The organism is Kitasatospora sp. NPDC057936 (assembly GCF_042887525.1).
GTDB lineage: Bacteria > Actinomycetota > Actinomycetes > Streptomycetales > Streptomycetaceae > Kitasatospora.
On the sequence record NZ_JBHVPD010000127.1, the window covers coordinates 742 to 25,582 of the forward strand.

Sequence of the window (24,841 nt, forward strand, 5' to 3'; positions counted from 1 at the left end):
CGTCCGCGGCGACCGTCCCTCCGGTGGTGGTTTCAACCGTGACCGTGACGACCGTCAGGGCGGCGGTTTCCGTCGCGATGACCGTCCCTCCGGTGGCGGTTTCCGTCGTGACGACCGCGGCGACCGTCCCTCCGGTGGCGGTTTCAACCGTGACCGCGATGACCGCGGTGGCTTCCGTCGCGATGACCGTCCCTCCGGTGGTGGCTTCCGTCGTGACGACCGCCCGTCGGGTGGTTTCCGTCGTGACGACCGTGACGAGCGTCCGCGTCGTGACGACCGTCCCTCCGGTGGCGGCTTCAACCGTGACCGTGACGACCGCGGTGGCTTCCGCCGCGACGACCGTCCCTCCGGTGGCGGCTTCCGTCGTGACGACCGCGGCGACCGTCCCTCCGGTGGCGGTTTCAACCGTGACCGTGACGACCGTCAGGGCGGCGGTTTCCGTCGCGATGACCGTCCCTCCGGTGGCGGCTTCCGTCGTGACGACCGCGGCGACCGCCCCTCCGGTGGCGGCTTCAACCGCGACCGCGATGACCGCGGTGGCTTCCGTCGCGATGACCGTCCCTCCGGCGGCGGCTTCCGCCGTGACGACCGCCAGGGTGGCGGCGGTTTCCGTCGCGACGACCGCGGCGGCCGTTTCGAGGGCCGTCGTGACGACCGCCGCGACGACCGTGGCGGCCGCGACTACGACGACCGCCGTGGCAACTACGAGCCCGTCAAGCGTCTGCCGATCCCGGAGGACGTCACCGGTTTCGAGATCGACGCGGACGTGCGCCAGGAGCTCAAGAGCCTGCCCAAGACGCTCGCCGACGACGTCGCCCGCAACCTGGTGATGGTCGCCCGCCTGCTCGACAGCGAGCCGGAGGAGGCGTACCAGTACTCGCGCGTCGCGCTCCGGCTGGCCTCGCGCGTCGCGGCCGTCCGCGAGGCGGCCGGCTTCGCCTCGTACATGACCCAGCGTTACTCCGAGGCGCTGACCGAGTTCCGCGCCGCCCGCCGGATGACCGGTCGCGTGGACCTGTGGCCGGTCATGGCCGACTGCGAGCGCGGTCTGGGCCGTCCGGAGCGGGCGCTGGCGATGGCCGGCGAGCCCGAGGTGAAGCAGCTGGACAAGGCCGGCCAGGTCGAGATGCGCCTGGTCGCGGCCGGTGCGCGCTCCGACATGGAGCAGTTCGACGCCGCCGTGGTGACGCTGCAGAGCCCGGAGCTGGCCTCCAGCGCCGTGCACCCGTGGACCGCGCGCCTGCGGTACGCCTACGCCGAGGCCCTGATCGCGGCTGGCCGGGCGGACGAGGCCCGTGAGTGGTTCGTGAAGGCCGTCGAGGCCGACACCGACGGTTCGACCAACGCCGCCGAGCGGCTGGCCGAGATCGACGGCGTCGAGTTCGTGGACGCGCTCGACCCCGAGCTGGAGGACGAGGCCGAGGAGGCCGAGGCCCCGGCGAAGAAGCGCGGCGGCGACGTGTCCGACGACCGCGTGATCTACGAGGACGAGGAGGACGTCGAGGAGTACTACGACGAGGACGACCTCGAGATCGACGAGGAGTTCGACGGCGTGGTGCCCGAGCGTTCTAAGGACGCCGAGGCCGAGGAGAAGATCGCGGCCGACGCGGCCGAGGCCGACGCCAAGAGCTGACGCGCGACCGACGAGTGAGGCCCTGCCGCACCCCGGGAGATTCCGGGGCGCGGCAGGGCCTCACTGCGTCAGGGCCCGGGCGCGTCAGCCCAGTTCGAGGTTGCGCAGCACCAGTCCGGTGGCCGGCTTCGGCCCGAAGGACGTGGACTTGCGCGGCATCGTGACGCCCTGTTCGGCGAGCCGCCGCACGACGCTCTCGCGCACCGGGTGCAGCAGGACGGCGGTGCCGCCGGTGCGGGCCGCCTCCCGTTCGGCGGCGACGGCGGTGTGCAGGTAGCCGATGTCGTCGGGGCCGTCGGGGACGTGCCAGGTGTGGTCGAGCAGGGTGGCGTGCAGGACGGTCGCGTCGAGGTGGCGCCACTCCTCGGGGCGGTCGCGCGGCACGGTCGCGTCGAGGAGGGCCTCCTCGGGCTCGCCGACGAGCCAGAAGACGCCGTCGCCGCCGGTCAGGACGAAGCCGTTGCCGCCGTGTCGTTTCTGCTCGGCGAGCGCCTGGAGGGCGGAGGCGAGCGGGCCCGGGATCTCCTTGACCTGCCACTGGTCGCCCAGCCGCTCCAGGGCCTCGGCGACCGGCAGCCGGTAGAGCACCCGGTGGATGGCCCGGACGCGCAGCGGGTAGCGGGCGGTGTCCACGAGGAGCACCATGCCGCGGTCCCACGGGCTGCGGGGCAGGTGGCGGTGCTCGCGCTGGAGGCGCAGGTACATCTCCCAGCGGTGGTGGCCGTCGGCGATCAGGGCCCGGCAGCGGGCGAGGTCGCGGCCGATCTCGGTGATGTCGTCGGGTGCGGTGACGGCCCAGAGGCGGTGGTGGGTGCCGTCGCTGGTGGCGGTGGTGAGCAGCGGTTCGTCGCGGACGGTGCGCTCGATGACGTCGGCCGCGCCGCCCTTGCCCCGGTAGGTGAGCAGGAGCGGTTCGAGGTTGGCGCGGGTGGTGCGCATGAGGCCGACCCGGTCGGCGACGGGCCGCGGCATCACGTCCTCGTGCGGGAGGACCACGCCGCCCTCGCGGCCGCTGACCGCGAGGGCGCCGATCAGGCCGCGCTGCAGCAGCTCGGGGGAGTCGGCGGTGGCGGGCACGCGCTGCTCGTAGACGTAGAGCGCGGGCTCGGGGTCGGCGGCGAGGACGCCCTCGCGCTGCCAGTCGCTCAGCAGCCGGGCGGCGTGCCGGTAGCGGGTGTCGCGGTCGGGGCGGTCGCCGCTGTCCTCGGGCTCGGGGCGCGGCAGGATCAGCCGGACCACGTTGTGCGGGTCGGCGGTCTCCAGGTCGAGCCGGCGGCCGGGGTCGACGACGTCGTACGGGGGTGAGGTGACCGCGGCCAGCGTGCCGACCCGGTCGGGGACGTAGCGCAGGCCCCGGAACGGGGACAGGGACAGACCTGCGGTGGCGACGTGCCCGGGATCGCCGGGGCCGCCCTGCGGAGTCTCGGCTCCGTCTTCTGCACTGGAGGTGCTCATTCTGGGCATCGTAACCGGGTACGCGTTGTTGAGAGATCGGAACACCTGTGCCGGTCGGTGGGACGGGTGGGCGACCGAGGGGCGAACGAGGGCGAGGTACGGCATGAACGACGGGTGGAACCAGGTGGACGACGGCGCTCCGGTCCAGCCTGGTGGTGGGGACGGCGCCACCGGTGGCGGCGCCGCCGGGGCGGGCGGCGTCCCGGCGCAGCGGCCGGGCGAGCCCGCCGGGGACGTGTACGAGTGGTTCCGCCGGGGCGGGAAGCTGCTGGCCCAGGGGCACCCGGCGGCGGCCGAGCAGCTGCTGGCCCGGGCGGCGGCGGCCGAGCCGCACTCGCGGAGCATCCGGGAGTCGCTGGCGCGGGCGCAGTTCGACGCGGGTTCGTACGCGGCGGCGCTGGAGAACTTCCAGGCCGTTGCGCTGGCGGATCCCTCCGACGACTACGCTCAGTTCGGGTGGGGCGTCGCGGCGGCCCGGCTGGGCGACTTCGAGACGTCCGCCGAGCACCTGGCGCTGGCCGTGGCGATGCGGCCGGAGGCCGAGCACTACCGGGCGGCGCTGCGGCAGACCCGGGCCACCCTGGCGGCCCGCGCCGGGGCGTTCGGCCCGCTGCTGCCCGGGGCGCCCGGGTACCTGGAGCCCCCGGCGGGCGGGTCCGGCGGCGCTGCCGACGGGAGCGCGGCCGGCGTCGACGATGACGCGTGACCGGCGGGCCCGTCACCGCGGTGAACGACGCACCGGACGCAGTGAACGACGACGCAGTGAACGACGACGCAGTGAACGACGACGCAGAACGACGACGCAGTGAATGAGGTAGAGCAGGCATGACCGAGACGGCCACCCCCGTGCGACGGACCGCCCCCGGGAGCAGCGAGCGCCCGCTCACCGAGGCGTACGACACGGCCCTGCTGGACCTCGACGGCGTGGTGTACGCCGGACCGCACGCGATCGAGCACGCCGTGGACGCGCTGGACGCCGCGCGCGCGGCCGGGATGCGCCTCGCGTACGTGACGAACAACGCCTCCCGGCCGCCCCGGGTGGTGGCCGGGCACCTGACCGAGCTGGGCGTGCCGGCCGAGCCCGCCGACGTGATCAACTCGGCGCAGGCCGCCGCCCGACTGGTCGCCGAGAAGGTGCCGGCCGGGTCGAAGGTGCTGGTCGTGGGTGGTCTCGGGCTGGAGGAGGCGCTGGCCGAGCGCGGTCTGGTGGCGGTCCGGACGCTCGACGAGGAGCCGCTCGCGGTGGTCCAGGGCTACGACCCGTCGGTCGGCTGGGCGCAGCTGGCGGAGGCCTCGTACGCGGTGCAGCGCGGGCTGCCGTGGGTGGCGTCCAACACCGACCTGACGGTGCCGACGGCCCGGGGCATCGCGCCCGGCAACGGGACGCTGGTGGCGGCGGTGCGCGCGGCGACCGGGGTGGAGCCCGAGGTCGCGGGCAAGCCGCTGCCGCCGATGCACCGCGAGACGGTGCTGCGGACGGGGGCCGAGCGGCCGCTGGTCGTGGGCGACCGGCTGGACACCGACATCGAGGGCGCGTTCAACGGCGGGGTGGACAGCCTGCTGGTCTTCACCGGGGTGACGACGGCGGCACAGCTGCTCACGGCCCCGGTCGAGCACCGTCCGACGTACCTCGCGGCGGACCTGCGCGGCCTGCTGGAGCCGCACCCGGCGGTGGAGGCGGCCGAGGGCGGCTTCGCCTGCCGGGGCTGGATCGCGCGCGCCGAGGAGGGCGTGCTGCGGCTGGACGGCGCCGGGGCGGACCGCTGGGACGGCCTGCGGGCGCTGTGCGCGGCCTCCTGGGCGGCGCTGGACGCGGACGGCGAGCCGGCCGACGGGCGGAAGGCGCTCGCCGAGCTGGGCTTCTGACCTTCCAGGCGGCTTCGGGGCCTTCGGGCGGGGTCTTCGGGCGGCGGCCCGGTCAGAGCAGGGTGCGCAGCCGCAGGAGGTCGCGGAAGCCCGCCTCCAGCCTGATCCGGCCGCTCGCCCACGCGGAGGCGAAGTTGAGCCCGCCGCCGACGAGGGCGACCAGGTCGTCGCTGGCCATGGTGAGCCGGATCTCCGCCTTCTCGGCGGGAGTGCCGGGCACCGGGACGACGTCCTGGATCCGGCCGTCGCGCAGGCGGCCGGTGAAGGTCAGGTCGAGGTCGGTGATCCGGCAGGAGAGGGAGCGGTCGAGGGCGGCGGCCTTGCGGACGTCGCCGGTGGACTTCGCCATGTTCCGGCTGAGCTGTTCCAGTGCCTCGCGGCACTCCTCGGCGTTGGCCATGGCGGTGGGTCCCTCCCTGGGCGTCCCGGGTTCCGGTGGCCGACGGCGGCGGCCGGCGCGGGGCCACGGTACCGCAGGCGGGTTTTGGCGGTAGCGTCGTCAGTGGGGCGCCCGGTACCGGCCGGGGGCCGACGGCGACGGAGCGATGCGCGCAGGCGCTAAGGAGGCACCCGGATGCTGCCGAGGACGGTGCGGGGAGTGGTGGAGGCCGCGGCCGTGGTGGTGGAGGAGGTCGGCAAGCGGGTCGTCGGGACGGCGGCCACGATCCTGGAACGGACCGGGGTCGACGTCGCCGAGGTCGAGCGCCGGCTGGGCGGGCAGTTCCCGCCGTCGGCCAAGCAGTTGCAGACCCTCGCGGAGGAGGCGGTCACCGCCGGGCGGGCCGGGGTGGACCTGGCCGTCGGGGTGGCGCGCGGCGAGGTGGAGAAGGCCTTCGAGAGGGTCGGCGACCAGGTGACGAAGGTCGGCGTGGTGCTGGCGTACCTGGAGAGCAAGCTGCGCGAGGTCGAGGAGGACGCCGTCCCGGCGGCGCGGCCCGCGGCGGAGGCGCAGGACGAGGAGCCCGTGCCGGCGCCGCGTGCGGACGGCCTGTTCGGCCGCGGCTGGGAGCAGCGGCACGAGCCGCCGGCCCGTGCGGTGGGCGAGCCGATAGCGGCGGAGCGGGTGGAGGTGGACGAGCCGGTGGAGGTCGATCCGCCGGTGGCGCCGGCGCATTCGGCGGCCAGGAAGCCGCCGGTGCGGAAGGCTCCCGCCGAGGAGTCCGCGTCCGAGCCCGCCACGAAGGCGGCCGCCAAGCCCGCCGCGAAGAAGACGGCCGCGAAGAAGACGGCCGCGCAGGCCTCGGCGGCCAAGACCACGATGGCCAAGACCACGGCGGTGAAGAAGACGGCCGTGAAGAAGACCGCCACCGCGAAGAACACCGCTGCCAAGAACACCGCAGCCAAGAAGACGGCCGCCGCCGACGCGCCCGCCAAGCGCACCGCGACGAAGAAGACCACCGTCCGCAAGGCCACCAGCACGAAGAAGCCCGATGCCTGACGCCCCCGCCCCGGCCCCCGTCCCCGGTGCCGCCCCCGAGCCGCTCGGCGTCGACCTGGCCCCGACCGGCCACCCCGCCGTGGACGCCGGGCTGGCCCGGCTGGAGGCGTTGGACGGGGTGCCCGCCGAGGCGCACGTCGCGGTGTACGAAGATGTTCACCGGCGCTTCGCCGACGCGCTGGCCGCGCTCGACGGGGACTGACCCGCACCACCCGTACGACCCGCACCACCGACCCGCACGACCCGTAGGAGCTGAAACACCAGTGGCAGTGGCACGACGCCGTCTCGACGCGGAGCTGGTCCGCCGCAAGCTGGCCCGGTCGCGCGAGCACGCGTCCGAGCTGATCGCGGCGGGCCGGGTGACCGTCGGCGGTACCACCGCGACCAAGCCGGCCACCCAGGTGGAGACCTCGGCGGCGGTCGTCGTGGCCAAGGACGACAACGACCCCGACTACGTGTCGCGCGGCGGCCACAAGCTGGCCGGGGCGTTCGCGGCGTTCGTGCCGCAGGGCCTGGTGGTCGAGGGCCGCCGGGCGCTGGACGCGGGCGCGTCCACCGGCGGGTTCACCGACGTGCTGCTGCGGGCCGGCGCGGCCGGCGTGCTGGCGGTGGACGTCGGCTACGGGCAGCTCGCGTGGTCGCTGCAGAGCGACGAGCGGGTGACGGTGATGGACCGCACCAACGTCCGCGAGCTGACCCTGGAGATGATCGGCGGCACCCCGGTCGACCTGGTGGTCGGCGACCTGTCGTTCATCTCGCTGGGCCTGGTGCTGCCGGCCCTGGCCGGGTGCGCGGCCGCGGACGCGGACCTCGTGCTGATGGTCAAACCGCAGTTCGAGATCGGCAAGGAACGCCTGGGCAGCGGCGGCGTGGTGCGCAGCCCGCAGCTGCGCGCCGAGATGGTTCGCCAGGTCGCGGCGCAGGCGTGGGAGCTGGGGCTGGGCGTGCGGGCGGTCACCGCGAGCCCGCTGCCGGGGCCGTCCGGGAACGTCGAGTACTTCCTGTGGATGCGCCGGGACGCCCCGCGACTGGACCCGGCGGAGGCGGACCGGGCCGTCGCGGAGGGCCCCCGATAGGGTGCTCGGGGGACGTCGGGTCCGTCATGCTGTGTGATTGCTGGGTGACGCGACCGCACCGGGCCGAGGGCGACCCGGCAGGCGTGAGGGAGAGGGCAGCGGCATGAGCGATGAAGAACGTACGGTCTTCCTGATCGCGCACACCGGCCGGGAGGCGGCGCTGCGCAGCGTCGAGGGCCTGGTGCACGGGCTGCTGAAGGCGGGCGTCCGGATCAGGCTGCTGGCGGCCGAGGCGGTGGGCCTGGACCTGCCGGACGGGGTCGAGAAGGTCGCCGGCGGGCCGGGTGCGGCGGACGGCTGCGAGCTGATCCTGGTCGCGGGCGGCGACGGCACGCTGCTGCGCGGGGCGGAGCTGGCGCGCGAGCACGGGCTGCCGATGCTCGGGATCAACCTGGGCCGGGTCGGCTTCCTCGCGGAGGCCGAGCGGGACGACCTCGCGGTCGTGGTCGAGCGCGTGGTGAAGGCCGACTACGAGGTCGAGGAGCGGATGACGATCGACGTCATCGTCCGCACCAACGGCGACGTGGTGCACCAGGACTGGGCGTTGAACGAGGCTTCGATCGAGAAGGCGTCCCGGGAGCGGATGCTGGAGGTGGTGACCGAGGTGGACGGCCGTCCGGTCTCCAACTTCGGCTGCGACGGGGTGGTCTGCGCGACGCCGACGGGTTCGACGGCGTACGCCTTCTCGGGCGGCGGGCCGGTGGTGTGGCCGGAGGTGGAGGCACTGCTGATGGTGCCGATCTCGGCGCACGCGCTGTTCGCGCGCCCGCTGGTGACCTCGCCGGACTCGGTGCTGGCGGTCGAGGTGCAGCCGAAGACCCCGCACGGCGTGCTGTGGTGCGACGGGCGGCGCTCGGTCGAACTGCCCGCCGGCGCGCGGGTGGAGGTGCGCCGGGGGCAGACGCCGGTGCGGCTGGCGCGGCTGCACCGGGCGCCGTTCACCGACCGGCTGGTGGCCAAGTTCGCGCTGCCGGTGACGGGTTGGCGCGGGCGCTCGAACACGCCCTGCTGATCCGGGGATCCGGGGATCCGGAGAACCGGGGCGGCGTCACACGGCCAGCGGCTGGCTGTCGTCCGCCGTGCCGAACCGGCCGCCGCTGCCCGCCTGCGCGGCGACGGCGGCGAGCCGTTCGACGGCGGCGGGCACGGCGGGCGCCGGCACGGTGAGCGGGATCCGGACGTGGTGCTCGAACGCGCCGTCCGCACCGAACCGGTTGCCGGAGGCGATCCGCACCCCGCCGCGCTCCCCGGCGAGCGCGAGCGCGGCGCCGGACAGGCCGTCGGTGGAGACCCAGAGCGAGAGGCCGCCGGGCGGCGGCGCGTAGCTCCAGCCGGGCAGGTGGCGCGGCAGCGCGGCGCCGAACGCGTCGGCGGTGGCCCGCAGCCGGTCGAGCTGGTGGGCGCGGACGGCGGGGAGGGTCTCGCCCATCAGGTCGGCGGCGATCAGCTGGTCCAGCACCGGGGTGCCGACGTCGCTGTAGACCCGCTCGGAGGCCAGCCGGCGCACCAGCGCGGGCGCGGCCCGCACCCAGCCGATCCGCAGGCCGCCCCAGAGCAGTTTGCCCGCCGACCCGACGGTGACCACCTGGGCGGTGCGGTCCAGCGCGGCCATCGGGCGCGGCACCGGCGCGTCGGGCGGCACGCCCCAGCCGAGTTCGGCGGTGGTCTCGTCGACCAGGACGACCGTGCCGGCCGTGCGGGCGGCGGCGAGCAGCTCGCGGCGCTGGTCCTCGGGGATCAGCGCGCCGGTCGGGTTGTGGAAGTCCGGCAGGACGTAGGCGAGCCGGGGCGCGGCGCCGTGCAGCACCCGGCGCCACTCGGCGAGGTCCCAGCGCGGCCCGCGCAGCGGCCCGTCCGGCCACGCGTACGGGACGGGCACCAGCCGCGCCTCGGCGAGCCGCAGGGCCTGGAGGGTATGGGCGTAGGTGGGCGCCTCGACGGCGACGCGGTCGCCGCGGCCGATCAGCACCCGCTGGAGCAGGTGGAGGCCGCCCATCGCGCCGGTGGTGATCAGGATCTGGTCGGGGGTGGTCGGCAGGCCGCGCTCGGTGAAGCGGCGGGCGACGGCCTCGCGGAGCACCGGGACGCCGGTGGGGTAGTGGCCGTGCCCGGCGGCGTAGCGGGGCAGCTGCTCGACGGCGCGGGCGGCGGCCTCGCCGAGGAAGGGCTGCGGGGCGGGCAGGGCGGCGACGCCGAGGTCCAGGGTGCGGTTCTGCTCGTCCGGCGGGACGGGGTGCAGGGCGTCGCTGGGCGGCGGGGCGCCCTCGGGCAGGGTGGTCCAGCTGCCGGAACCGCGGCGGCTGCGCAGGTAGCCGTCGGTGCGCAGCGCCTCGTAGGCGGTGGCGACGGTGGTGCGGCTGAGCTCCAGGGCGGTGGCGAGTTCGCGTTCGGCGGGCAGGCGGGCGCCGACCGGCAGGCGGCCCTCGGTGACCAGCAGCCGGATCTGGCCGGCCAGGGTGCGGTAGGCGGGCCGGCGGGCGGTGGCCGGGGCGGGCAGTCGGGCGGTGGAGAGGAGCCGGGCGAGCGCCGGGGGAGTGACGGTGGTGTGCCAGTCGGCCATGGGTGATCAGTCCACTTGCTCGGGATTGGCCCTGGAGTGGGCCAGTTTGGCCCGCTCATCATGACAGGGCGGCCGTCGAGGCCGCCACCACCGGGGCCGTCCCCCCCCGGGGTGCGGCACCACCGCAGGAGCACCATTGGCCACCACCGCGACCCCGACCGCCGTCCCGTCCGGGCGGGCCCCGCTCGCCGTCCGCGTGCTCGGCGACACCCATGCGCTCGGCCGCCGCCTCCCGCAGCTCTTCGGCGGCCTCGCGCTGTACGGCGCGAGCATGGCGCTGATGCTCCGCTCCGGCCTTGGCCTCGACCCCTGGGACGTCCTGCACCAGGGCCTCCAGCGCGCCCTCGGCCTGACCGTCGGCGCCTGGGTGACGATCTGCGGCGCGCTCGTCCTCCTGCTGTGGATCCCGCTGCGCCAGCGGCCGGGCCTCGGCACCGTCGCCAACGTGCTGGTGATCGGCGCCGCCATGGACCTCACCCTCACCGTCGTCGGCGGGGTCGGTGCGCTGCCCGCCCGGATCGCCCTGATGACCGCCGCGGTCCTGCTCAACGGCCTGGCCAGCGGCCTCTACATCGGCGCCCGCCTCGGCCCGGGCCCGCGCGACGGCCTGATGACCGGCCTGCACCGGCGCACCGGCCGCTCGCTGCGGCTCATCCGCACCGGCATCGAACTGACCGTGCTCGCCGCCGGGATCCTCCTCGGCGGCACCGCCGGGGTCGGCACCGTCGTGTACGCGCTGGCCATCGGCCCGCTGGTGCAGTTCTTCCTGCCCTGGTGCACCGCGCCCGGCCCGGGGCAAACCTCCCGGAAGGGATGAACTTCCGGGCACGGAGTTGCCGCGCGCCGTTGCCGCTCGTCGCGCGCCGGGGGTGGAACCTCGTAAGGTCGTCTCCGTGTTGGACGAGATGCGGATACGGGATCTTGGCGTCATCGACGACGCGGTGGTCGAACTGGCGCCCGGCTTCACCGCCGTGACCGGTGAGACCGGCGCGGGCAAGACCATGGTGGTGACCAGCCTCGGCCTGCTGCTGGGCGGCCGGGCCGACCCGGGGCTGGTGCGCAACGGCACCGGACGCGCCGTCGTCGAGGGCCGGCTCGAACTGCCCGCCGGCTCCCCGGCGGCGGCCCGCGCGATCGAGGCCGGGGCCGAACTGGACGACGGCGCCCTGCTGATCAGCCGCACCGTCTCGGCCGAGGGGCGCTCGCGGGCGCACGTCGGCGGCCGGTCCGTGCCGGTCGGGCTGCTCGCCGAACTCGGCGAGGACCTGATCGCGGTGCACGGCCAGACCGACCAGCAGCGGCTGCTGCGCCCGGCCCGCCAGCGCGGCGCGCTCGACCGGTACGCGGGCGAGACGGTCGCCGAGCCGCTGGCGCGCTACCGGGAGACCTACCGGGCGCTGCGCGAGGTCTCGGCGACCCTGGAGGAGCTGACCACCCGGGCCCGCGAGCGCGCCCAGGAGGCCGACCTGCTGCGCTTCGGGCTGGACGAGATCGCCGCCGCCGAGCCGGTGGCCGGCGAGGACGTCGAGCTGTCCGCCGAGGCCGAGCGCCTCGGCCACGCCGACGCGCTGTCCTCCGCCGCGACCCTCGCCCACGCCGCCCTGGCCGGTGACCCGGCCGACCCGGAGGCGCTGGACGCCGGCACCCTGCTCGCGCAGTCCCGCCGCGCCCTGGACGCCGTCCGCCACCACGACGAGCGGCTGGCCGCCCTGGCCGACCGCCTCAACGAGGTCGGCTACCTGCTCGCCGACGTGGCCGGCGACCTGGCCGGCTACGCGGACGACCTGGACGCCGACCCGGTGCGCCTGGCCGCCGTCGAGGAGCGCCGGGCCGCGCTGGCCCAGCTGCTGCGCAAGTACGGCGGTGCGGAGAACACCCTCGCCGAGGTGCTCGCGTGGGCCGAGGCCGGGTCCGCCCGGCTCGCCGAACTCGACGGCGACGACGACCGGATCGACGAGCTCGGCGCCCGGGAGACCGAGCTGCGCGCCGAGCTGGCCGAACTCGCGGCCGAGGTGTCGGCCGCCCGGCACGCCGCCGCCGGGCGCTTCGCCGAGGCCGTCTCCGCCGAACTCGCCGAACTGGCCATGCCGCACGCCCGGGTGACCTTCGCGATCTCCCTGGTCGACGACCTCGCCGGGATCGAGGTCGACGGCCGCACCGTCGCCTACGGCCCGCACGGCGTGGACGAGGTCGAGGTGCTGCTCGCCCCGCACCCCGGCGCCCAGCCCCGCCCGATCGCCAAGGGCGCCTCCGGCGGTGAGCTGTCCCGGGTGATGCTCGCCGTCGAGGTGGTCTTCGCCGGCGCCGACCCCGTCCCCACCTACCTGTTCGACGAGGTGGACGCGGGTGTCGGCGGCAAGGCCGCGGTCGAGATCGGCCGCCGGCTCGCCAAGCTGGCCGAGTCCGCCCAGGTCGTGGTCGTCACCCACCTCCCGCAGGTCGCCGCGTTCGCGGACCGGCACCTCGTCGTGGAGAAGACCAACGACGGCACCGTGACGCGCAGCGGCGTCAAGGTGCTCAACGACGAGGAGCGGGTGCGGGAGCTCTCCCGGATGCTGGCCGGCCTGGAGGACTCCGAGCTGGGCCGCGCCCACGCCGAGGAGTTGCTGGCCGCCGCCCGGGCCCCGCGCCGGCGCTAGCCGGCCCCTTCGCCGGGTCCGGCGGCCCTCGCGGCACGACGACGCGCCCCCGGTGGCGCCGACTGTCCAAGAGGGCCGCCGACCTGGCATGGTGGCGGCTGGACACTGGCTTTCCAGTCCCGAGCGCCGCCGGCGGGCAACCCCCGCAGCGGGGCGCGCGAACCTGATCGAGTCGGATGCGAGACGACGTGGACCATTCCGCCGCCCGGGTCACCCCGGCCGCCCCCGAGCCGGGCCAGCTGCACGTGGTGCTCGTCCTGGCCGCCAGCACCGGCGGGATCGGTGCCCATGTCCGCTCCCTCGCCCAGGGCCTGGTCGCGCACGGGGTCGGCGTCACGGTCTGCGCCCCGGCCGGCACGGACGCGCTGTTCGGCTTCTCCCGCACCGGCGCCCGGTTCCACACCGTCGACATCACCCCCACCGCGGGCGCCCGCAGCGACGCCACCGCCATCGGCGAGCTGCGCCGCGCCTTCACCGGCGCCGACGTGGTGCACGCCCACGGCCTGCGCGCCGGGCTGCTCTCCGACCTCGCGCTGCGCACCGCCGGCCGCTTCCCGGGCCTGCGCCCGGAGACGCCGCTGGTGGTCACCTCGCACCACGCGCTGCTGGCCACCGGCATGGAGCGCCGCCTCCAGCGGCTCATGGAGCGCCGGGTGGCGCGCGCCGCCGACCTCGTCCTCGGGGCCTCCTCCGACCTCGTCGCCCGGGCCCGCGAGCTGGGCGCCACCGACGCCCGGCTCGGCCCGGTGGCCGCCCCGCCGATGCCCGAGGGACGGCTCGACCGGGCCTCGGCGCGGGCCGCGCTGCTCGGCGGGGGCCCGGACCGGCCGCTGGTGCTGGCGGTCGGCCGGCTCGTCCCGCAGAAGGCCTTCGGGCTCCTGCTGGACGCCACCCGCGAACTGTCCGCGCTGGACCCGCAGCCGCTGCTGCTGCTCGCCGGGGACGGCCCGGAGGCGGGCGCGCTGCGCGAGCGGGTCGCCGCGGAGAAGCTGCCGGTGCGGCTGCTCGGCTACCGCACCGACGTGCCCGACCTGCTGTCGGCCGCCGACGTCGTGGTCGTCTCCAGCCGCTGGGAGGCCCGCTCGCTGGTCGTCCAGGAGGCGATGCGGGCCGGCGTGCCGGTGGTCGCCACCGCCGTCGGCGGGATCCCCGAACTGGTCGGCGACGCGGCCGTGCTGGTGCCCGCAGGCGACCCGGCCGCGGTCGGCCGGGCCGTGCGCGAGCTGCTGGCCGACCCGCGGCGCCGGGAGCGGCTGGTGGCGGCCGGCCGCCAGCAGGCCGAGACCTGGCCGGACGAGGCCGCCACCGTCGCCCAGGTGCTGAGCACCTACGACGAGCTGGTCCAGCGCGCCTAGGGGGTCAGACGGTCGCCTGCTCCACCCGCTCGCCGGCGTGGCCGTCGGGCTGGGCCGACAGGTAGGCGCCGCCGCAGGCGGTCAGGCGCAGCGCGGTGTCGATCAGCGGGACGTGGCTGAAGGCCTGCGGGAAGTTGCCGACCTGGCGCTTCTCGCGCGGGTCCCACTCCTCGGCGAGCAGGCCGAGGTCGTTGCGCAGCCCGAGCAGCTTGTCGAACAGCTCGCGGGCCTCCTGGACCCGGCCGATCATGGCGAGGTCGTCGGCCAGCCAGAACGAGCAGGCGAGGAAGGCCCCCTCGTGGCCGGAGAGGCCGTCGACGTTGCTGCCGCTCTCGTCGTGGGTGGGGTAGCGGAGCACGAAGCCGTCCTCGGTGGACAGTTCGCGCTGGATGGCCTCGATGGTGCCGATGACGCGCTTGTCGTCCGGCGGGAGGAAGCCGACCTGGGGGATGAGCAGCAGCGAGGCGTCCAGTTCCCGGCCGCCGTAGTACTGGGTGAAGGTGTTGCGCTCGGGGTCGTAGCCCTTCTCGCAGACGTCCCGGTGGATGGTGTCGCGCAGCTCGCGCCAGCGCTCCAGCTGGTCGTCGCCGGGGGCGTCCTCGGGGGTCTGCTCCAGCAGCTTGATGGTGCGGTCGACGGCGACCCAGGCCATCACCTTGGAGTGGACGAAGTGCCGGCGCGGGCCGCGGACCTCCCAGATGCCCTCGTCCGGGTTCTGCCAGTGGTCCTCCAGGTACCCGATCAGGCGCAGCTGGAGGTGGTGGGCGTGGTCGTTGCGGACCAGGCCGGTCATGTGGGCCAGGTGCAGGGCCTCGACGACCTCGCCGTAGACGTCGAGCTGGAGCTGGCCGGCGGCGCCGTTGCCGATCCGCACGGGCTGGGAGTTCTCGTAGCCGGGCAGCCAGTCCAGCGAGGACTCGGTGAGCTCGCGCTCGCCCGCGATGCCGTACATGATCTGCAGGTTCTCCGGGTCGCCGGCGACCGCGCGCAGCAGCCACTCGCGCCAGGCGCGGGCCTCGTCGCGGTAGCCGGTGCGCAGGAGCGAGGAGAGGGTGATCGCGGCGTCGCGCAGCCAGGTGTAGCGGTAGTCCCAGTTGCGCTCGCCGCCGATGTCCTCGGGCAGGGAGGTGGTGGGGGCGGCGACGATGCCGCCGGTGGGGGCGTAGGTGAGGCCCTTGAGGGTGATCAGCGAGCGGATCACGGCCTCGCGGTAGGGGCCCTGGTAGGTGCACTGCTCGGCCCACTCGTGCCAGAAGTCGGCGGTGGCGTCGAGCATCGCCTCGGCGTCCGGGGCCTTCGGGGCGTCCAGGTGGGAGGCCTGCCAGGTGAGGGCGAAGGCGATCCGCTCGCCGGCGGTGACGGTGAAGTCGGCGTAGGTCGTGAGGTTGCGGCCGTAGGTGTCGGCCTCGCCGTCCAGCCAGACCGAGTCGGGCCCGGCGACGGCGACGGTGCGGTGGCCGCCGTCGGCCTGCTCGACCCGGTGCACCCAGGGCACGATGCGGCCGTAGGAGAAGCGCATCCGCACCGCCGAGCGCATCCGGACGGTGCCGGCCACGCCCTCGACGATCCGGATCACCTGGGGGACGGCGTCCTTGCCGGCCAGCGGGCGCGGCGGCATGAAGTCGATCACCCGGACGGTGCCGCCCTGGGAGTCCCACTCCTGCTCCAGGATCAGCGAGTCGCCCCGGTAGCGGCGGCGGTCGGCGGGCACGGCGGGAGCGGCGGCGGTCGGCGGGGGGACCCGCAGGTCGGCCGTGTCGGCGAAGCGGACCCGGCCGGTGACCGGGGCCGGGACGGCCGTGGGGGCGGGGACCTCGCTCGCGACGGCTTCGGCCGGGCCGATCCGCCAGAAGCCGTGTTCATCGGTGCCCAGCAGGCCGGCGAACACGGCCGGCGAGTCGAAGCGGGGCAGGCACAGCCAGTCGACCGCCCCGTCCCTGCTGACCAGGGCGGCGGTCTGCATGTCCCCGATGAGTGCGTAGTCCTCGATACGGCCGGCCACGTGGATCTCCAGTTCGCAATGTGGTCACGACGCATCGGCGATCCGAGGGGAGCGAGCGGTCTGCGGGGCCGGAGGCCCACCCCGGGACGTCCGGACCGCCGGTGGGTGGTGGCGGGCCTTGCCGGAGTGTCCGCGCGGGGCTCGGTGGAGCCCCCGGGGTGGGTGGGGGAGGAGCTGGATTACGGAGAGGTCCGGTCGCGCATCGGGGACCGGGAGCGTCCTGACCCTCCCACGCCCTCCGCGTGCTCGTGCTGTCGGCGATGCGTCCGTGCAGCTTACGACGGACGAAAGGGGCGAAGCACGCGGACGCAGCCCCGTGTGGCGCCACAATTCGGGGGAAATGCCGTGCATCGCGGAGGCGGCGTGAAGGATGGTCCGGACGGATCAGTTCCGCGTGGTCCGCCAGGAGGGGGTGGCATGGCCCGGTCGGGGAGTGCCGTCGTGGCCCGGTCCGGCGGTGGTGCGACCGGTGTGACGGATGCGCCGTACGGTGCGCCGGTGGTGCGCCCCGCGTGCGCCGTGTCGGCGGTGCGAGCGGCCGGGAAGGCGTCCGGGTCGGGTCACTGATACCCTGGTATCCCGTGGACCGGTGGGATCAAACGCCCCGGACCAGCCGAACCGACGACCCTTCGGGTGCCGTGCCTCACACCGCACCCCCTCGTCGCCCGGCGAGCCGGTGAGCCCCCACCCACGTCACTTTCGACACGCGACCCACGGGAGCCCCCTCTTGGCACAGCCCCATTCCGGCAAGGCAGCGAACGGCCGCGCCGTGACGACCAAGCACCTCTTCGTCACCGGGGGTGTCGCCTCTTCGCTCGGCAAGGGGCTCACCGCCTCCAGCCTCGGCGCCCTGCTCAAGGCCCGCGGACTGCGCGTCACGATGCAGAAGCTCGACCCGTACCTCAACGTGGACCCGGGCACCATGAACCCGTTCCAGCACGGTGAGGTCTTCGTCACCGACGACGGCGCCGAGACCGACCTGGACATCGGCCACTACGAGCGGTTCCTGGACACCAACCTGCACGGTTCGGCCAACGTGACCACCGGCCAGGTCTACTCCACCGTGATCGCCAAGGAGCGGCGCGGCGAGTACCTGGGCGACACGGTGCAGGTCATCCCGCACATCACCAACGAGATCAAGTCCCGGATCCGCCGCATGGCGACCGAGGACGTCGACGTCGTGATCACCGAGGTCGGCGGCACCGTCGGCGACATCGAGTCGCTGCCGTTCCTGGAGGCCGTCCGCCAGGTCCGCCACGAGGTCGGCCGGGACAACGTGTTCTTCGTGCACGTCTCCCTGCTGCCCTACATCGGCCCCTCGGGCGAGCTCAAGACCAAGCCCACCCAGCACTCCGTCGCCGCGCTGCGCAACATCGGCATCCAGCCCGACGCGATCGTGCTGCGCGCCGACCGCGAGGTCCCGCAGGCCATCAAGCGCAAGATCTCGCTGATGTGCGACGTGGACGAGGAGGCCGTGGTCGCGGCCATCGACGCCAAGTCGATCTACGACATCCCCAAGGTCCTGCACGGCGAGGGCCTGGACGCCTACGTGGTGCGCCGGCTCGACCTGCCGTTCCGCGACGTGGACTGGACCACCTGGGACGACCTGCTGCGCCGCGTCCACGAGCCGCAGCACATCGTCAAGGTCGCCCTGGTCGGCAAGTACATCGACCTGCCGGACGCCTACCTGTCGGTGACCGAGGCGCTGCGCGCCGGCGGCTTCGCCAACAACGCCCGGGTCGAGATCAAGTGGGTCACGTCCGACGACTGCGAGACGCCCGAGGGCGCCCGCGAGCAGCTCGGCGACGTGGACGCGATCTGCATCCCCGGCGGCTTCGGCGACCGCGGCGTCAACGGCAAGGTCGGCGCCATCACCTTCGCCCGCGAGAACAAGGTCCCGCTGCTGGGCCTGTGCCTGGGCCTGCAGTGCGTGGTCATCGAGGCGGCCCGCAACCTGGCCGGCCTGCCGGAGGCCAACTCCACCGAGTTCGACGCCGCCGCCAAGCACCCGGTGGTCTCCACCATGGCCGAGCAGCTGGCGATCGTCGACGGCAAGGGCGACCTGGGCGGCACCATGCGCCTCGGCCTCTACCCGGCCAAGCTCGCCGAGGGCTCGATCGTCCGTGAGGTCTACGGGGGCGAGCAGTACGTCGAGGAGCGCCACCGCCACCGCTACGAGGTCAACAACGCCTACCGCGCGGACCTGGAGAAGACCGGCCTGCAGTTCTCCGGCCTCTCGCCCAAGGGCGACCTGGTCGAGTACGTGGAGTACCCGCGCGAGGTGCACCCGTACCTGGTGGCCACCCAGGCCCACCCGGAGCTGAAGTCCCGTCCGACCCGCCCGCACCCGCTGTTCGCGGGCCTGGTCAAGGCGGCCATCGTGATCAAGACCGCGGCGTCCGAGTAGTCACACCCTCCTCGGCCCCGGTCGTTCACCCGACGGCGGTCCCGCGATTCCCGCGGGGCCGCCGTTCGGCGTTAGATTGTGTCGTACTGACGAAAAGGGGAGAGCGATGGACGACAGCAGCGACCGGGTGATCGCCGACGCGGCCGAGGAGTGGGAGGTCCGCGAGGGCCGCACGCCGTTCCAGGGCCGGGTCACCGGCGTGCGCAGCGAGGAGGTCCGGATGCCCGACGGCAGCTGGGCCCGCCGCGACTACCAGACCCACCCCGGCTCGGTGTCGGTGCTCGCCCTGGACGACAAGGAGCGGGTGCTCATCCTGCGCCAGTACCGTCACCCCGTCCGCCAGCGGCTCTGGGAGCTGCCGGCCGGCCTGCTCGACGTGCCCGGCGAGAACCCGTGGCACGCGGCCAAGCGGGAGCTGTACGAGGAGGCGCACGTCGAGGCCGGCACCTGGCGGGTGCTCGCCGACTACTACACCTCCCCGGGCGGCACCGACGAGGCGCTGCGGATGTTCCTCGCGACCGACCTGTCCGACGCCGAGGGCGAGCGCTACGCGGCCGAGGGCGAGGAGCAGGAGATCGAGACGGCCCGGGTGCCGGTGCCCGAGCTGATCCGGCTGATCCAGGCCGGGCGGCTGCACAACCCGACGCTGGTCACGGGCACGCTCGCGGTGCACGCCGCGCTGACGACTCCCGGCGGGCTGGACGCGCTGCGCCCGCCGGAGGCGCCCTGGCCGGCCCGGCCCTTCGAGGCCTGAGCCGGCCCTCCCGGGGCCCTCTCGGGGCCCGCTCGGGGCGCTCCCGGCGCTCCCGTTGATCCGGCGGGGTGATTTGCCGGTTCGTACGACCGGATGTCACCTCGGCCGGGCCGGACGGCGCAACTACGCTTCGCAGACAGGCGGTCCGTCCCGGGCCGCGCGCGCTGAGCACCGGACGACGTCGGGAGTGGGCACGGGTGGCGAGGAAGACGGTGACGATGGACGCCGGCCCCGGAGTGCCCGCCGGGTCCGTGCCCGGTGTGGAGCGGCTGCCGGCGGGCCCCACGGTGTTCGCCGGGCGGCGCGCCGAACTGGCCGCGCTGCGGGCCGCCGCGGCCCGCCCGGCCGCCGGCCGCAGCCCGGTGCTCGTGCTCGCCGGGCGCCCCGGCTCGGGCCGCACCGCGCTCGCCGTGCGCTTCGCCCGCACCGTCGCCGCGGACTACCCCGACGGCGTGCTCTTCACCCGCCTGTCCGCGCCCGACGGCGCCCGGGTGCCGCCCGCCCGCGCCGCCCGCCTGCTGCTGGAGCAGCTCGACCCGGCCGCGGACGTGCCGCTGCCCGGCGCGGCCGAGGACGGGCGCGACGAACCGGCCTGCGTCGCGCTGCGCGAGGCCCTGACCGGCCGCCGGGTCCTGCTGCTGCTCGACGACGTCCGGGACGCCGGGCAGCTGTGGCCGCTGCTCGCCGACGAGCCCGGTTGCCTGGTGCTCGCCACCACCGCCGGGCCGCTCACCGGCATCGAGGACATCGACCCCGTCATCCTCGGCGGGCTCGACCGGCAGGCCTCCGGCGAGCTGCTCGCCGACCTGGTCGGCGGCACCCGGCTCTCCTGCGACCCGGTCGGCGGCGCCGACCTCGCCGAGGCCTGCGCCGCCCGGCCGGCCGCGCTGCGGCTGATGGCCGGGTGGCTGCGCGGCAACCCGAAGACGGCCGTCACGGACGCGGCGCGCGAGCTCGCGAGCGTCCTGGGCGAGGAGGCGGCCCGGCCGGCGGCGGACCGGCACAAGACGGCGAGGGACGGCGCGAAGGACGCCGGGAAGGACGCTCCGAACGACGTGGCGAAGGGGGCCGCGCAGAGCGTCGTGAACGGCGCCGTGAAGAGCGCCGCGCAGAGCGCCGCGAAGAGTGTCGTGAACGAGGGGAAGAAGGAGGAGAAGGCGGCGGCCCCGAAGGGCGCGAAGACCGCCAAGGGAGCCAGGGCGGGCAAGGGGACCAACAGCCTCAAGGACGCCAAGGGGGCCGGGACCGGCGCCGCCGCGGCGCCGGAGCCGCCCGCCGAACCGGCCACGGACCCGGCGGCCTGGGTCAAGCCCGCCCCGGAGCCCGCCGAGCCGGTGCCCGTCCCCGACAACGACCCGCTGGTCGGCGCGTTCACCCTGGTGTACCGCACGCTGCCGGCCGCCCAGGCGCGGATGCTGCGCACCCTCACCCTGGCCCCCGCCCAGACGGCCGACCCCCGCACCGCCTCCGCCCTGGTCGGCTGCCCGGCACCGGACGCCGCCGCGACGCTGGCCGCGCTCGCCGGGCGGGAACTGCTCGCCGAGGAGCCGCCGGCCCCCGACGGCACGCCGCGCTACCGGGTGCCCGCGCGGCTCTACCCGCGGCTCGTCCGGCTGCGCGAGCACGAGGACCGGCCCGCCGAGACCGAGCTCGCCCGGGCCCGGCTGCTGGAGCGGATGGTCCGGCTCACCGAGTCGGCCCGGGCGCTGCTCGACCCGGCCGCCGGCCCCGCACCGGACCCGCTGCCCGCCGCGCTGCGGCTGCGCTCGGCCGCGCACGCCCGGGAGTGGCTGCTCGGCGAGCGGGACCTCCTGCTCACCGCCGTCGGCGACGCGATCGGCCAGGGCGACCTCGACGGCTCGGCCGGGCGGCTGGTCACCGCGCTGCTGCGGGCGCTGCCGCTCACCGGCGGCGCCGCGCCCGCCGACCTGCACCGGCTGCACGAGCTGGTGCTGACCGTCGCCGAGCGCAACGGCCGGCCCCGGCGCGCCTCGGCCGCGCTGCTCAACCTGGGCGACCTGCAGGCTGCCGCCGGGCGCTGGGAGCTCGCCGGGACGCACTACCGGGCCGCCCTGGAGCACGCCCGCAGCGTCGGCGACCAGCCGCTCTGCGCGCGGGCGCTGGAGGGCGCGGCCGGGTGCCACCGGGCGCTCGGGGACGCCGTCCGCGCCGCCGACTGGTACGGGCGGGCGCTCGGGCTGCGGCAGTCGATGGGGGAGCAGGCGGCGGAGGCCCGGCTGCTCGCCCGGGTGGCCGAGGCGCACACCGCCCAGCGCCGTTTCGAGGAGGCCGAGCGCGAGTACCGCGCCGCCCTGGCGGTGCTGCGCAGGCTCGGCGACGCACGGGGCCAGGAGGCCGTCGGGGCCAGCCTGGCGGACCTGCGCGAACGCCTCTACGCCGGGTGGTGAGGGGCGGTTCAGGGGTATTGTCTTAGATGTCCGGTTCGGGCATCTTTGATGGGAAGATCGCGGTGGAAGCCTACGAACCTGCCAATGTGTCCGGCAAAATTAGTCACTTTGGAAGGCTGACACGCCGACTGGGCTTCATTACACTCGAACTCAGTCGCGCAGCGATCCATGCCCCGGGCTGCCCCCGGAGGCTTCCCCCTGTGCGCGGCGCCCGCCGGTCTTCTCCGGTAGGGACCCCCATGGCAAGAGGACGTGTTTAGCCGTGAAGGTCGGCATCCCCCGCGAGGTCAAGAACCACGAGTACCGCGTGGCCATCACGCCCGCCGGCGTGCATGAGCTGGTCCGCAACGGACACGAGGTCTACATCGAGGACAACGCCGGTGTCGGCTCCTCGATCCCCAACGAGGAGTACGTGGCCGCCGGCGCCACCATCCTCCCCACCGCCGACGAGGTGTGGGCCACCGCCGACCTGCTGCTGAAGGTCAAGGAGCCCATCGCCTCGGAGTACCACCGCCTCCGCAAGGGCCAGACCCTCTTCACGTACCTGCACCTGGCGGCCGACCGCGCCGGCACCGACGCGCTCGTCGCGTCCGGCACCACCGCGATCGCGTACGAGACCGTGCAGCTCGGCAACGGCGCCCTGCCGCTGCTCGCCCCGATGTCCGAGGTCGCGGGCCGGCTGGCCCCGCAGGTCGGCTCCTACCACCTGATGCGCCCGGCCGGCGGCCGCGGCGTGCTGCCCGGTGGCGTGCCCGGCACCCACCCGGCCAAGGCCGTCGTCATCGGCGGTGGCGTCTCCGGCTGGCACGCGGCCACCATCGCCATCGGCATGGGCTACGAGGTGACCCTGCTCGACCGCGACATCAACAAGCTGCGCGAGGCCGACCGCATCTTCGGCACGAAGATCAAGGCCATCGTCTCCAACACCTTCGAGCTGGAGAAGGCCGTCATCGAGGCCGACCTGGTCATCGGCGCCGTGCTGATCCCGGGCGCCAAGGCCCCGAAGCTCGTCACCAACGAGCTGGTCTCCCGCATGAAGCCGGGCTCCGTGCTCGTCGACATCGCCATCGACCAGGGCGGCTGCTTCGAGGACTCGCGTCCCACCACGCACGCCGAGCCGACCTTCCAGGTCCACGACTCGGTCTTCTACTGCGTGGCCAACATGCCGGGCGCCGTCCCGAACACCTCCACCTACGCGCTGACCAACGCGACGCTTCCGTACGTCGTCGAGCTGGCCAACCGCGGGTGGAAGGAGGCGCTGCGCCGTGACCCGGCGCTCGCCAAGGGCCTGAACGTGCACGAGGGCCAGATCACCTTCCCGGCCGTCGCCGAGGCCTTCGGCCTGGAGTCGGTGTCCCTGGAGAGCGTGCTCGCCTGAACACCCTGACCGCACGGCGGTCGTTCGCCCCCGACCCTCTCCCCTCGGGTCGGGGGCTTCGCCGTGCGCGTGAACGGCCGGTGGCGCGGGCGGGTCGCTCTGTCGTCAATTTTCGTCGGTCGTGTCACCCCACCGCACCCCGGCGCAGAAACGTTAGGGTCAACAGGCCACTCATCCCTTGACAGCGGCCCGCCCGATAGTCGACACATGAGGCCCACTACCGTGGATTGTGTTGCTGCGAACGCCTTGAACGGCCTAGAGTCGCAAACCGTCGGCTGCTGCCACGCTGACGAATCGACATAGAGTCCTGGATGCCCAAGGAGGTAAGACGACTTGTGAATGAGTCGACATTTGCTCCCGGGGGTGGTCAGCCAGGACTGGCGGAACGCACCGCCGGCCAGCCGAGTGAGGAGCCCGGGGCCCGGCAGCCCTCCGTGGGCTCGGCCGAGGTCGGCTCGGTCGCACTCCGTACCTTCGAAGCACGCCAGAACACAGCGCAGGTGACCACGGTGACCGATCACGACGCCGACTTGGCGGCCTACGGCCTGGCCTACGGCGAGTTCGCCTACGGCGCCTACGACGACCCGGACGCCGAGTACGAGCCGGACCCGGAGTACGCCGCCACGCTGGCCCCCGACGCCGCGCGCCAGCGCCGCGAGCGGGTCGGCCCCACCGGCCGCCCGCTGCCCTACTTCCCGATCCCCGCGCCGGTGGCCGAGCACGGCCCCGCGCAGATCATCGCGATGTGCAACCAGAAGGGCGGCGTCGGCAAGACCACGTCGACCATCAACCTGGGCGCCGCGCTGGCCGAGTACGGCCGCCGGGTGCTGCTCGTCGACTTCGACCCGCAGGGCGCGCTCTCGGTCGGACTCGGCGTCAACCCGATGGAACTCGACGTCACGGTCTACAACCTCCTCATGGAGCGCGGCCTGACGGCCGATGAGGTCCTGCTCAAGACGGCCGTGCCGGGCATGGACCTGCTGCCGTCCAACATCGACCTCTCCGCCGCCGAGGTCCAGCTGGTCAGCGAGGTCGCCCGGGAGTCCGCGCTGGCGCGCGCCCTGAAGCCCCTGCTGCCGGACTACGACTACGTCATCATCGACTGCCAGCCCTCGCTGGGCCTGCTGACGGTCAATGCGCTGACAGCCGCTCACAGCGTCATCGTCCCGCTGGAGTGCGAGTTCTTCGCCCTGCGCGGCGTCGCGCTGCTCACCGAGACCATCGAGAAGGTCTGCGAGCGGCTCAACCCCGAGCTGCGCCTGGACGGCATCCTCGCCACCATGTACGACTCGCGCACCGTGCACAGCCGCGAGGTGCTCGCGCGCGTCGTCGAGGCGTTCGGCGAGCACGTCTTCCACACCGTCATCGGGCGGACCGTGCGCTTCCCGGAGACCACCGTCGCCGGCGAGCCGATCACCACGTACGCGACCAACTCGGTCGGTGCCGCCGCCTACCGCCAGCTCGCCAGGGAGGTGCTCGACCGGTGCCGCCCCGCCGAGTGAGTCTCCCGGGTGCCGACGAGCTGTTCCGGACCACCGGCGGGATGGCGCTGTCGCCGTCCCTCGCGCCGCGTCCGGCCGCCGAGGCATCCAGACCGGAGACCGCGCGGACCGGCAACGGCACGGACGGCGCCGAGGGCGCCGAGGGCACGCAGGACGCCCAGGACGCCCGGGGCACCGGCGAGACGGGACGCCGGCCGTCCCCGCAGGACCAGTCGGCCGCCACCGTCCCGGCGCCCGCGCAGCCGCCCGTGCAGCGCTCCGCCGGGGCCCCGGGCGGCAAGACCGTCCAGGGCGGCCGCGGCGCCGCCGCCACCCCGGCCGGCGCCCCGGCGGCCGCCCGGCACGCCGGCACCGCCGAGGAGCAGGCG

At 74.9% G+C, this 24,841-nt stretch carries 19 protein-coding genes and 1 pseudogene; 16 read left to right on the plus strand and 4 right to left on the minus strand.

What is annotated here, in order from left to right; translation table 11 throughout:
* A partial coding sequence (locus tag ACFVU9_RS40820; protein WP_387602424.1) for a tetratricopeptide repeat protein occupies positions 1–1,633 on the plus strand: 1,633 nt, incomplete at its 5' end.
* A gap of 84 nt (positions 1,634–1,717) precedes the next feature.
* Here the strand turns inward: ACFVU9_RS40820 and ACFVU9_RS40825 are convergent.
* A complete protein-coding gene (locus ACFVU9_RS40825) occupies positions 1,718–3,088 on the minus strand; it encodes a DUF1015 family protein (RefSeq protein WP_387602427.1) in 1,371 nt (456 codons plus the stop codon).
* Positions 3,089–3,191: 103 nt separating this feature from the next.
* Between ACFVU9_RS40825 and ACFVU9_RS40830 the strand changes: the two genes are divergently transcribed.
* The gene (locus ACFVU9_RS40830; RefSeq protein ID WP_380446346.1) at positions 3,192–3,794 is read left to right on the plus strand and encodes a tetratricopeptide repeat protein; all 603 of its coding nucleotides are present in this window, start codon (positions 3,192–3,194) and stop codon (positions 3,792–3,794) included.
* Positions 3,795–3,913: 119 nt separating this feature from the next.
* Positions 3,914–4,954, plus strand: coding sequence for an HAD-IIA family hydrolase (locus tag ACFVU9_RS40835; protein ID WP_380446347.1), 1,041 nt, complete (start codon positions 3,914–3,916; stop codon positions 4,952–4,954).
* A gap of 52 nt (positions 4,955–5,006) precedes the next feature.
* Here ACFVU9_RS40835 and ACFVU9_RS40840 read toward each other — a convergent pair whose 3' ends face one another.
* A complete protein-coding gene (locus tag ACFVU9_RS40840) occupies positions 5,007–5,354 on the minus strand; it encodes an SCP2 sterol-binding domain-containing protein (RefSeq protein WP_380499197.1) in 348 nt (115 codons plus the stop codon).
* Between the two features lie 174 nt (positions 5,355–5,528).
* Here ACFVU9_RS40840 and ACFVU9_RS40845 point away from each other — a divergent pair, with 174 nt between their 5' ends.
* From ACFVU9_RS40845 to ACFVU9_RS40860, 4 genes are all read left to right on the plus strand, one after another.
* Complete coding sequence (locus ACFVU9_RS40845) at positions 5,529–6,392, plus strand: hypothetical protein (RefSeq protein ID WP_387602431.1); 864 nt, start codon at positions 5,529–5,531, stop codon at positions 6,390–6,392.
* Positions 6,385–6,594, plus strand: coding sequence for a hypothetical protein (locus ACFVU9_RS40850; RefSeq protein ID WP_380509149.1), 210 nt, complete (start codon positions 6,385–6,387; stop codon positions 6,592–6,594). Before ACFVU9_RS40845 ends, ACFVU9_RS40850 begins: the two co-directional genes overlap by 8 nt.
* A gap of 67 nt (positions 6,595–6,661) precedes the next feature.
* A complete protein-coding gene (locus tag ACFVU9_RS40855) occupies positions 6,662–7,468 on the plus strand; it encodes a TlyA family RNA methyltransferase (protein WP_380446362.1) in 807 nt (268 codons plus the stop codon).
* A gap of 103 nt (positions 7,469–7,571) precedes the next feature.
* On the plus strand, positions 7,572–8,480 hold the full coding sequence (locus ACFVU9_RS40860; protein ID WP_359965441.1) for an NAD kinase: 909 nt from the start codon (positions 7,572–7,574) through the stop codon (positions 8,478–8,480).
* 36 nt (positions 8,481–8,516) lie between these two features.
* Here ACFVU9_RS40860 and ACFVU9_RS40865 read toward each other — a convergent pair whose 3' ends face one another.
* Positions 8,517–10,028, minus strand: a complete 1,512-nt coding sequence (locus ACFVU9_RS40865; protein WP_380509152.1) for a PLP-dependent aminotransferase family protein — start codon at positions 10,026–10,028, stop codon at positions 8,517–8,519.
* Between the two features lie 196 nt (positions 10,029–10,224).
* On the opposite strand from ACFVU9_RS40865, the gene ACFVU9_RS40870 reads away from it, so the two are divergent.
* From ACFVU9_RS40870 to ACFVU9_RS40880, 3 genes are all read left to right on the plus strand, one after another.
* Complete coding sequence (locus tag ACFVU9_RS40870) at positions 10,225–10,845, plus strand: YitT family protein (protein WP_380446363.1); 621 nt, start codon at positions 10,225–10,227, stop codon at positions 10,843–10,845.
* 88 nt (positions 10,846–10,933) lie between these two features.
* Positions 10,934–12,667, plus strand: a complete 1,734-nt coding sequence (recN, locus tag ACFVU9_RS40875; RefSeq protein WP_380446364.1) for a DNA repair protein RecN — start codon at positions 10,934–10,936, stop codon at positions 12,665–12,667.
* Positions 12,668–12,843: 176 nt separating this feature from the next.
* Positions 12,844–14,022 carry a glycosyltransferase family 4 protein gene (locus tag ACFVU9_RS40880; RefSeq protein WP_380446352.1) on the plus strand — a complete coding sequence of 393 codons (1,179 nt, stop codon included), beginning with the start codon at positions 12,844–12,846 and terminating at the stop codon, positions 14,020–14,022.
* A 4-nt stretch (positions 14,023–14,026) separates the two neighbouring features.
* On the opposite strand, the gene ACFVU9_RS40885 is transcribed toward ACFVU9_RS40880, so the two are convergent.
* Positions 14,027–16,024 (minus strand): glycoside hydrolase family 15 protein, encoded by a 1,998-nt coding sequence (locus tag ACFVU9_RS40885; protein ID WP_380446353.1) that lies wholly within the window; start codon positions 16,022–16,024, stop codon positions 14,027–14,029.
* Positions 16,025–16,751: 727 nt separating this feature from the next.
* Between ACFVU9_RS40885 and ACFVU9_RS40890 the strand changes: the two genes are divergently transcribed.
* The 6 genes and pseudogenes from ACFVU9_RS40890 to ACFVU9_RS40915 form a co-directional block, all read left to right on the plus strand.
* Positions 16,752–18,431 carry a CTP synthase gene (locus ACFVU9_RS40890; RefSeq protein WP_380446354.1) on the plus strand — a complete coding sequence of 560 codons (1,680 nt, stop codon included), beginning with the start codon at positions 16,752–16,754 and terminating at the stop codon, positions 18,429–18,431.
* A gap of 106 nt (positions 18,432–18,537) precedes the next feature.
* Positions 18,538–19,185 carry an NUDIX domain-containing protein gene (locus ACFVU9_RS40895; RefSeq protein ID WP_380446355.1) on the plus strand — a complete coding sequence of 216 codons (648 nt, stop codon included), beginning with the start codon at positions 18,538–18,540 and terminating at the stop codon, positions 19,183–19,185.
* Positions 19,186–19,382: 197 nt separating this feature from the next.
* Positions 19,383–21,593, plus strand: coding sequence for a tetratricopeptide repeat protein (locus ACFVU9_RS40900; protein WP_387602437.1), 2,211 nt, complete (start codon positions 19,383–19,385; stop codon positions 21,591–21,593).
* A gap of 262 nt (positions 21,594–21,855) precedes the next feature.
* On the plus strand, positions 21,856–22,971 hold the full coding sequence (gene ald, locus ACFVU9_RS40905; protein WP_380446357.1) for an alanine dehydrogenase: 1,116 nt from the start codon (positions 21,856–21,858) through the stop codon (positions 22,969–22,971).
* A gap of 434 nt (positions 22,972–23,405) precedes the next feature.
* A complete protein-coding gene (locus ACFVU9_RS40910; protein ID WP_030245868.1) occupies positions 23,406–24,473 on the plus strand; it encodes a ParA family protein in 1,068 nt (355 codons plus the stop codon).
* Positions 24,470–24,841: pseudogene (locus ACFVU9_RS40915) on the plus strand (hypothetical protein); the annotation flags it as partial. The gene ACFVU9_RS40910 and the pseudogene ACFVU9_RS40915, both read left to right, overlap by 4 nt.

What these genes read in the sequence shown, in the direction of transcription:
- ACFVU9_RS40830 (WP_380446346.1), top strand. Translation starts at nt 3,192, where the DNA reads ATGAACGACGGGTGGAACCAGGTGGACGACGGCGCTCCGGTCCAGCCT.
- ACFVU9_RS40835 (WP_380446347.1), top strand. Translation starts at nt 3,914, where the DNA reads ATGACCGAGACGGCCACCCCCGTGCGACGGACCGCCCCCGGGAGCAGC.
- ACFVU9_RS40895 (WP_380446355.1), top strand. Translation starts at nt 18,538, where the DNA reads ATGGACGACAGCAGCGACCGGGTGATCGCCGACGCGGCCGAGGAGTGG.
- ACFVU9_RS40850 (WP_380509149.1), top strand. Translation starts at nt 6,385, where the DNA reads ATGCCTGACGCCCCCGCCCCGGCCCCCGTCCCCGGTGCCGCCCCCGAG.
- ACFVU9_RS40825 (WP_387602427.1), bottom strand. Translation starts at nt 3,088, where the DNA reads ATGAGCACCTCCAGTGCAGAAGACGGAGCCGAGACTCCGCAGGGCGGC.
- ACFVU9_RS40840 (WP_380499197.1), bottom strand. Translation starts at nt 5,354, where the DNA reads ATGGCCAACGCCGAGGAGTGCCGCGAGGCACTGGAACAGCTCAGCCGG.
- ACFVU9_RS40860 (WP_359965441.1), top strand. Translation starts at nt 7,572, where the DNA reads ATGAGCGATGAAGAACGTACGGTCTTCCTGATCGCGCACACCGGCCGG.
- recN (WP_380446364.1), top strand. Translation starts at nt 10,934, where the DNA reads ATGCGGATACGGGATCTTGGCGTCATCGACGACGCGGTGGTCGAACTG.
- ACFVU9_RS40865 (WP_380509152.1), bottom strand. Translation starts at nt 10,028, where the DNA reads ATGGCCGACTGGCACACCACCGTCACTCCCCCGGCGCTCGCCCGGCTC.
- ACFVU9_RS40880 (WP_380446352.1), top strand. Translation starts at nt 12,844, where the DNA reads ATGCGAGACGACGTGGACCATTCCGCCGCCCGGGTCACCCCGGCCGCC.
- ACFVU9_RS40845 (WP_387602431.1), top strand. Translation starts at nt 5,529, where the DNA reads ATGCTGCCGAGGACGGTGCGGGGAGTGGTGGAGGCCGCGGCCGTGGTG.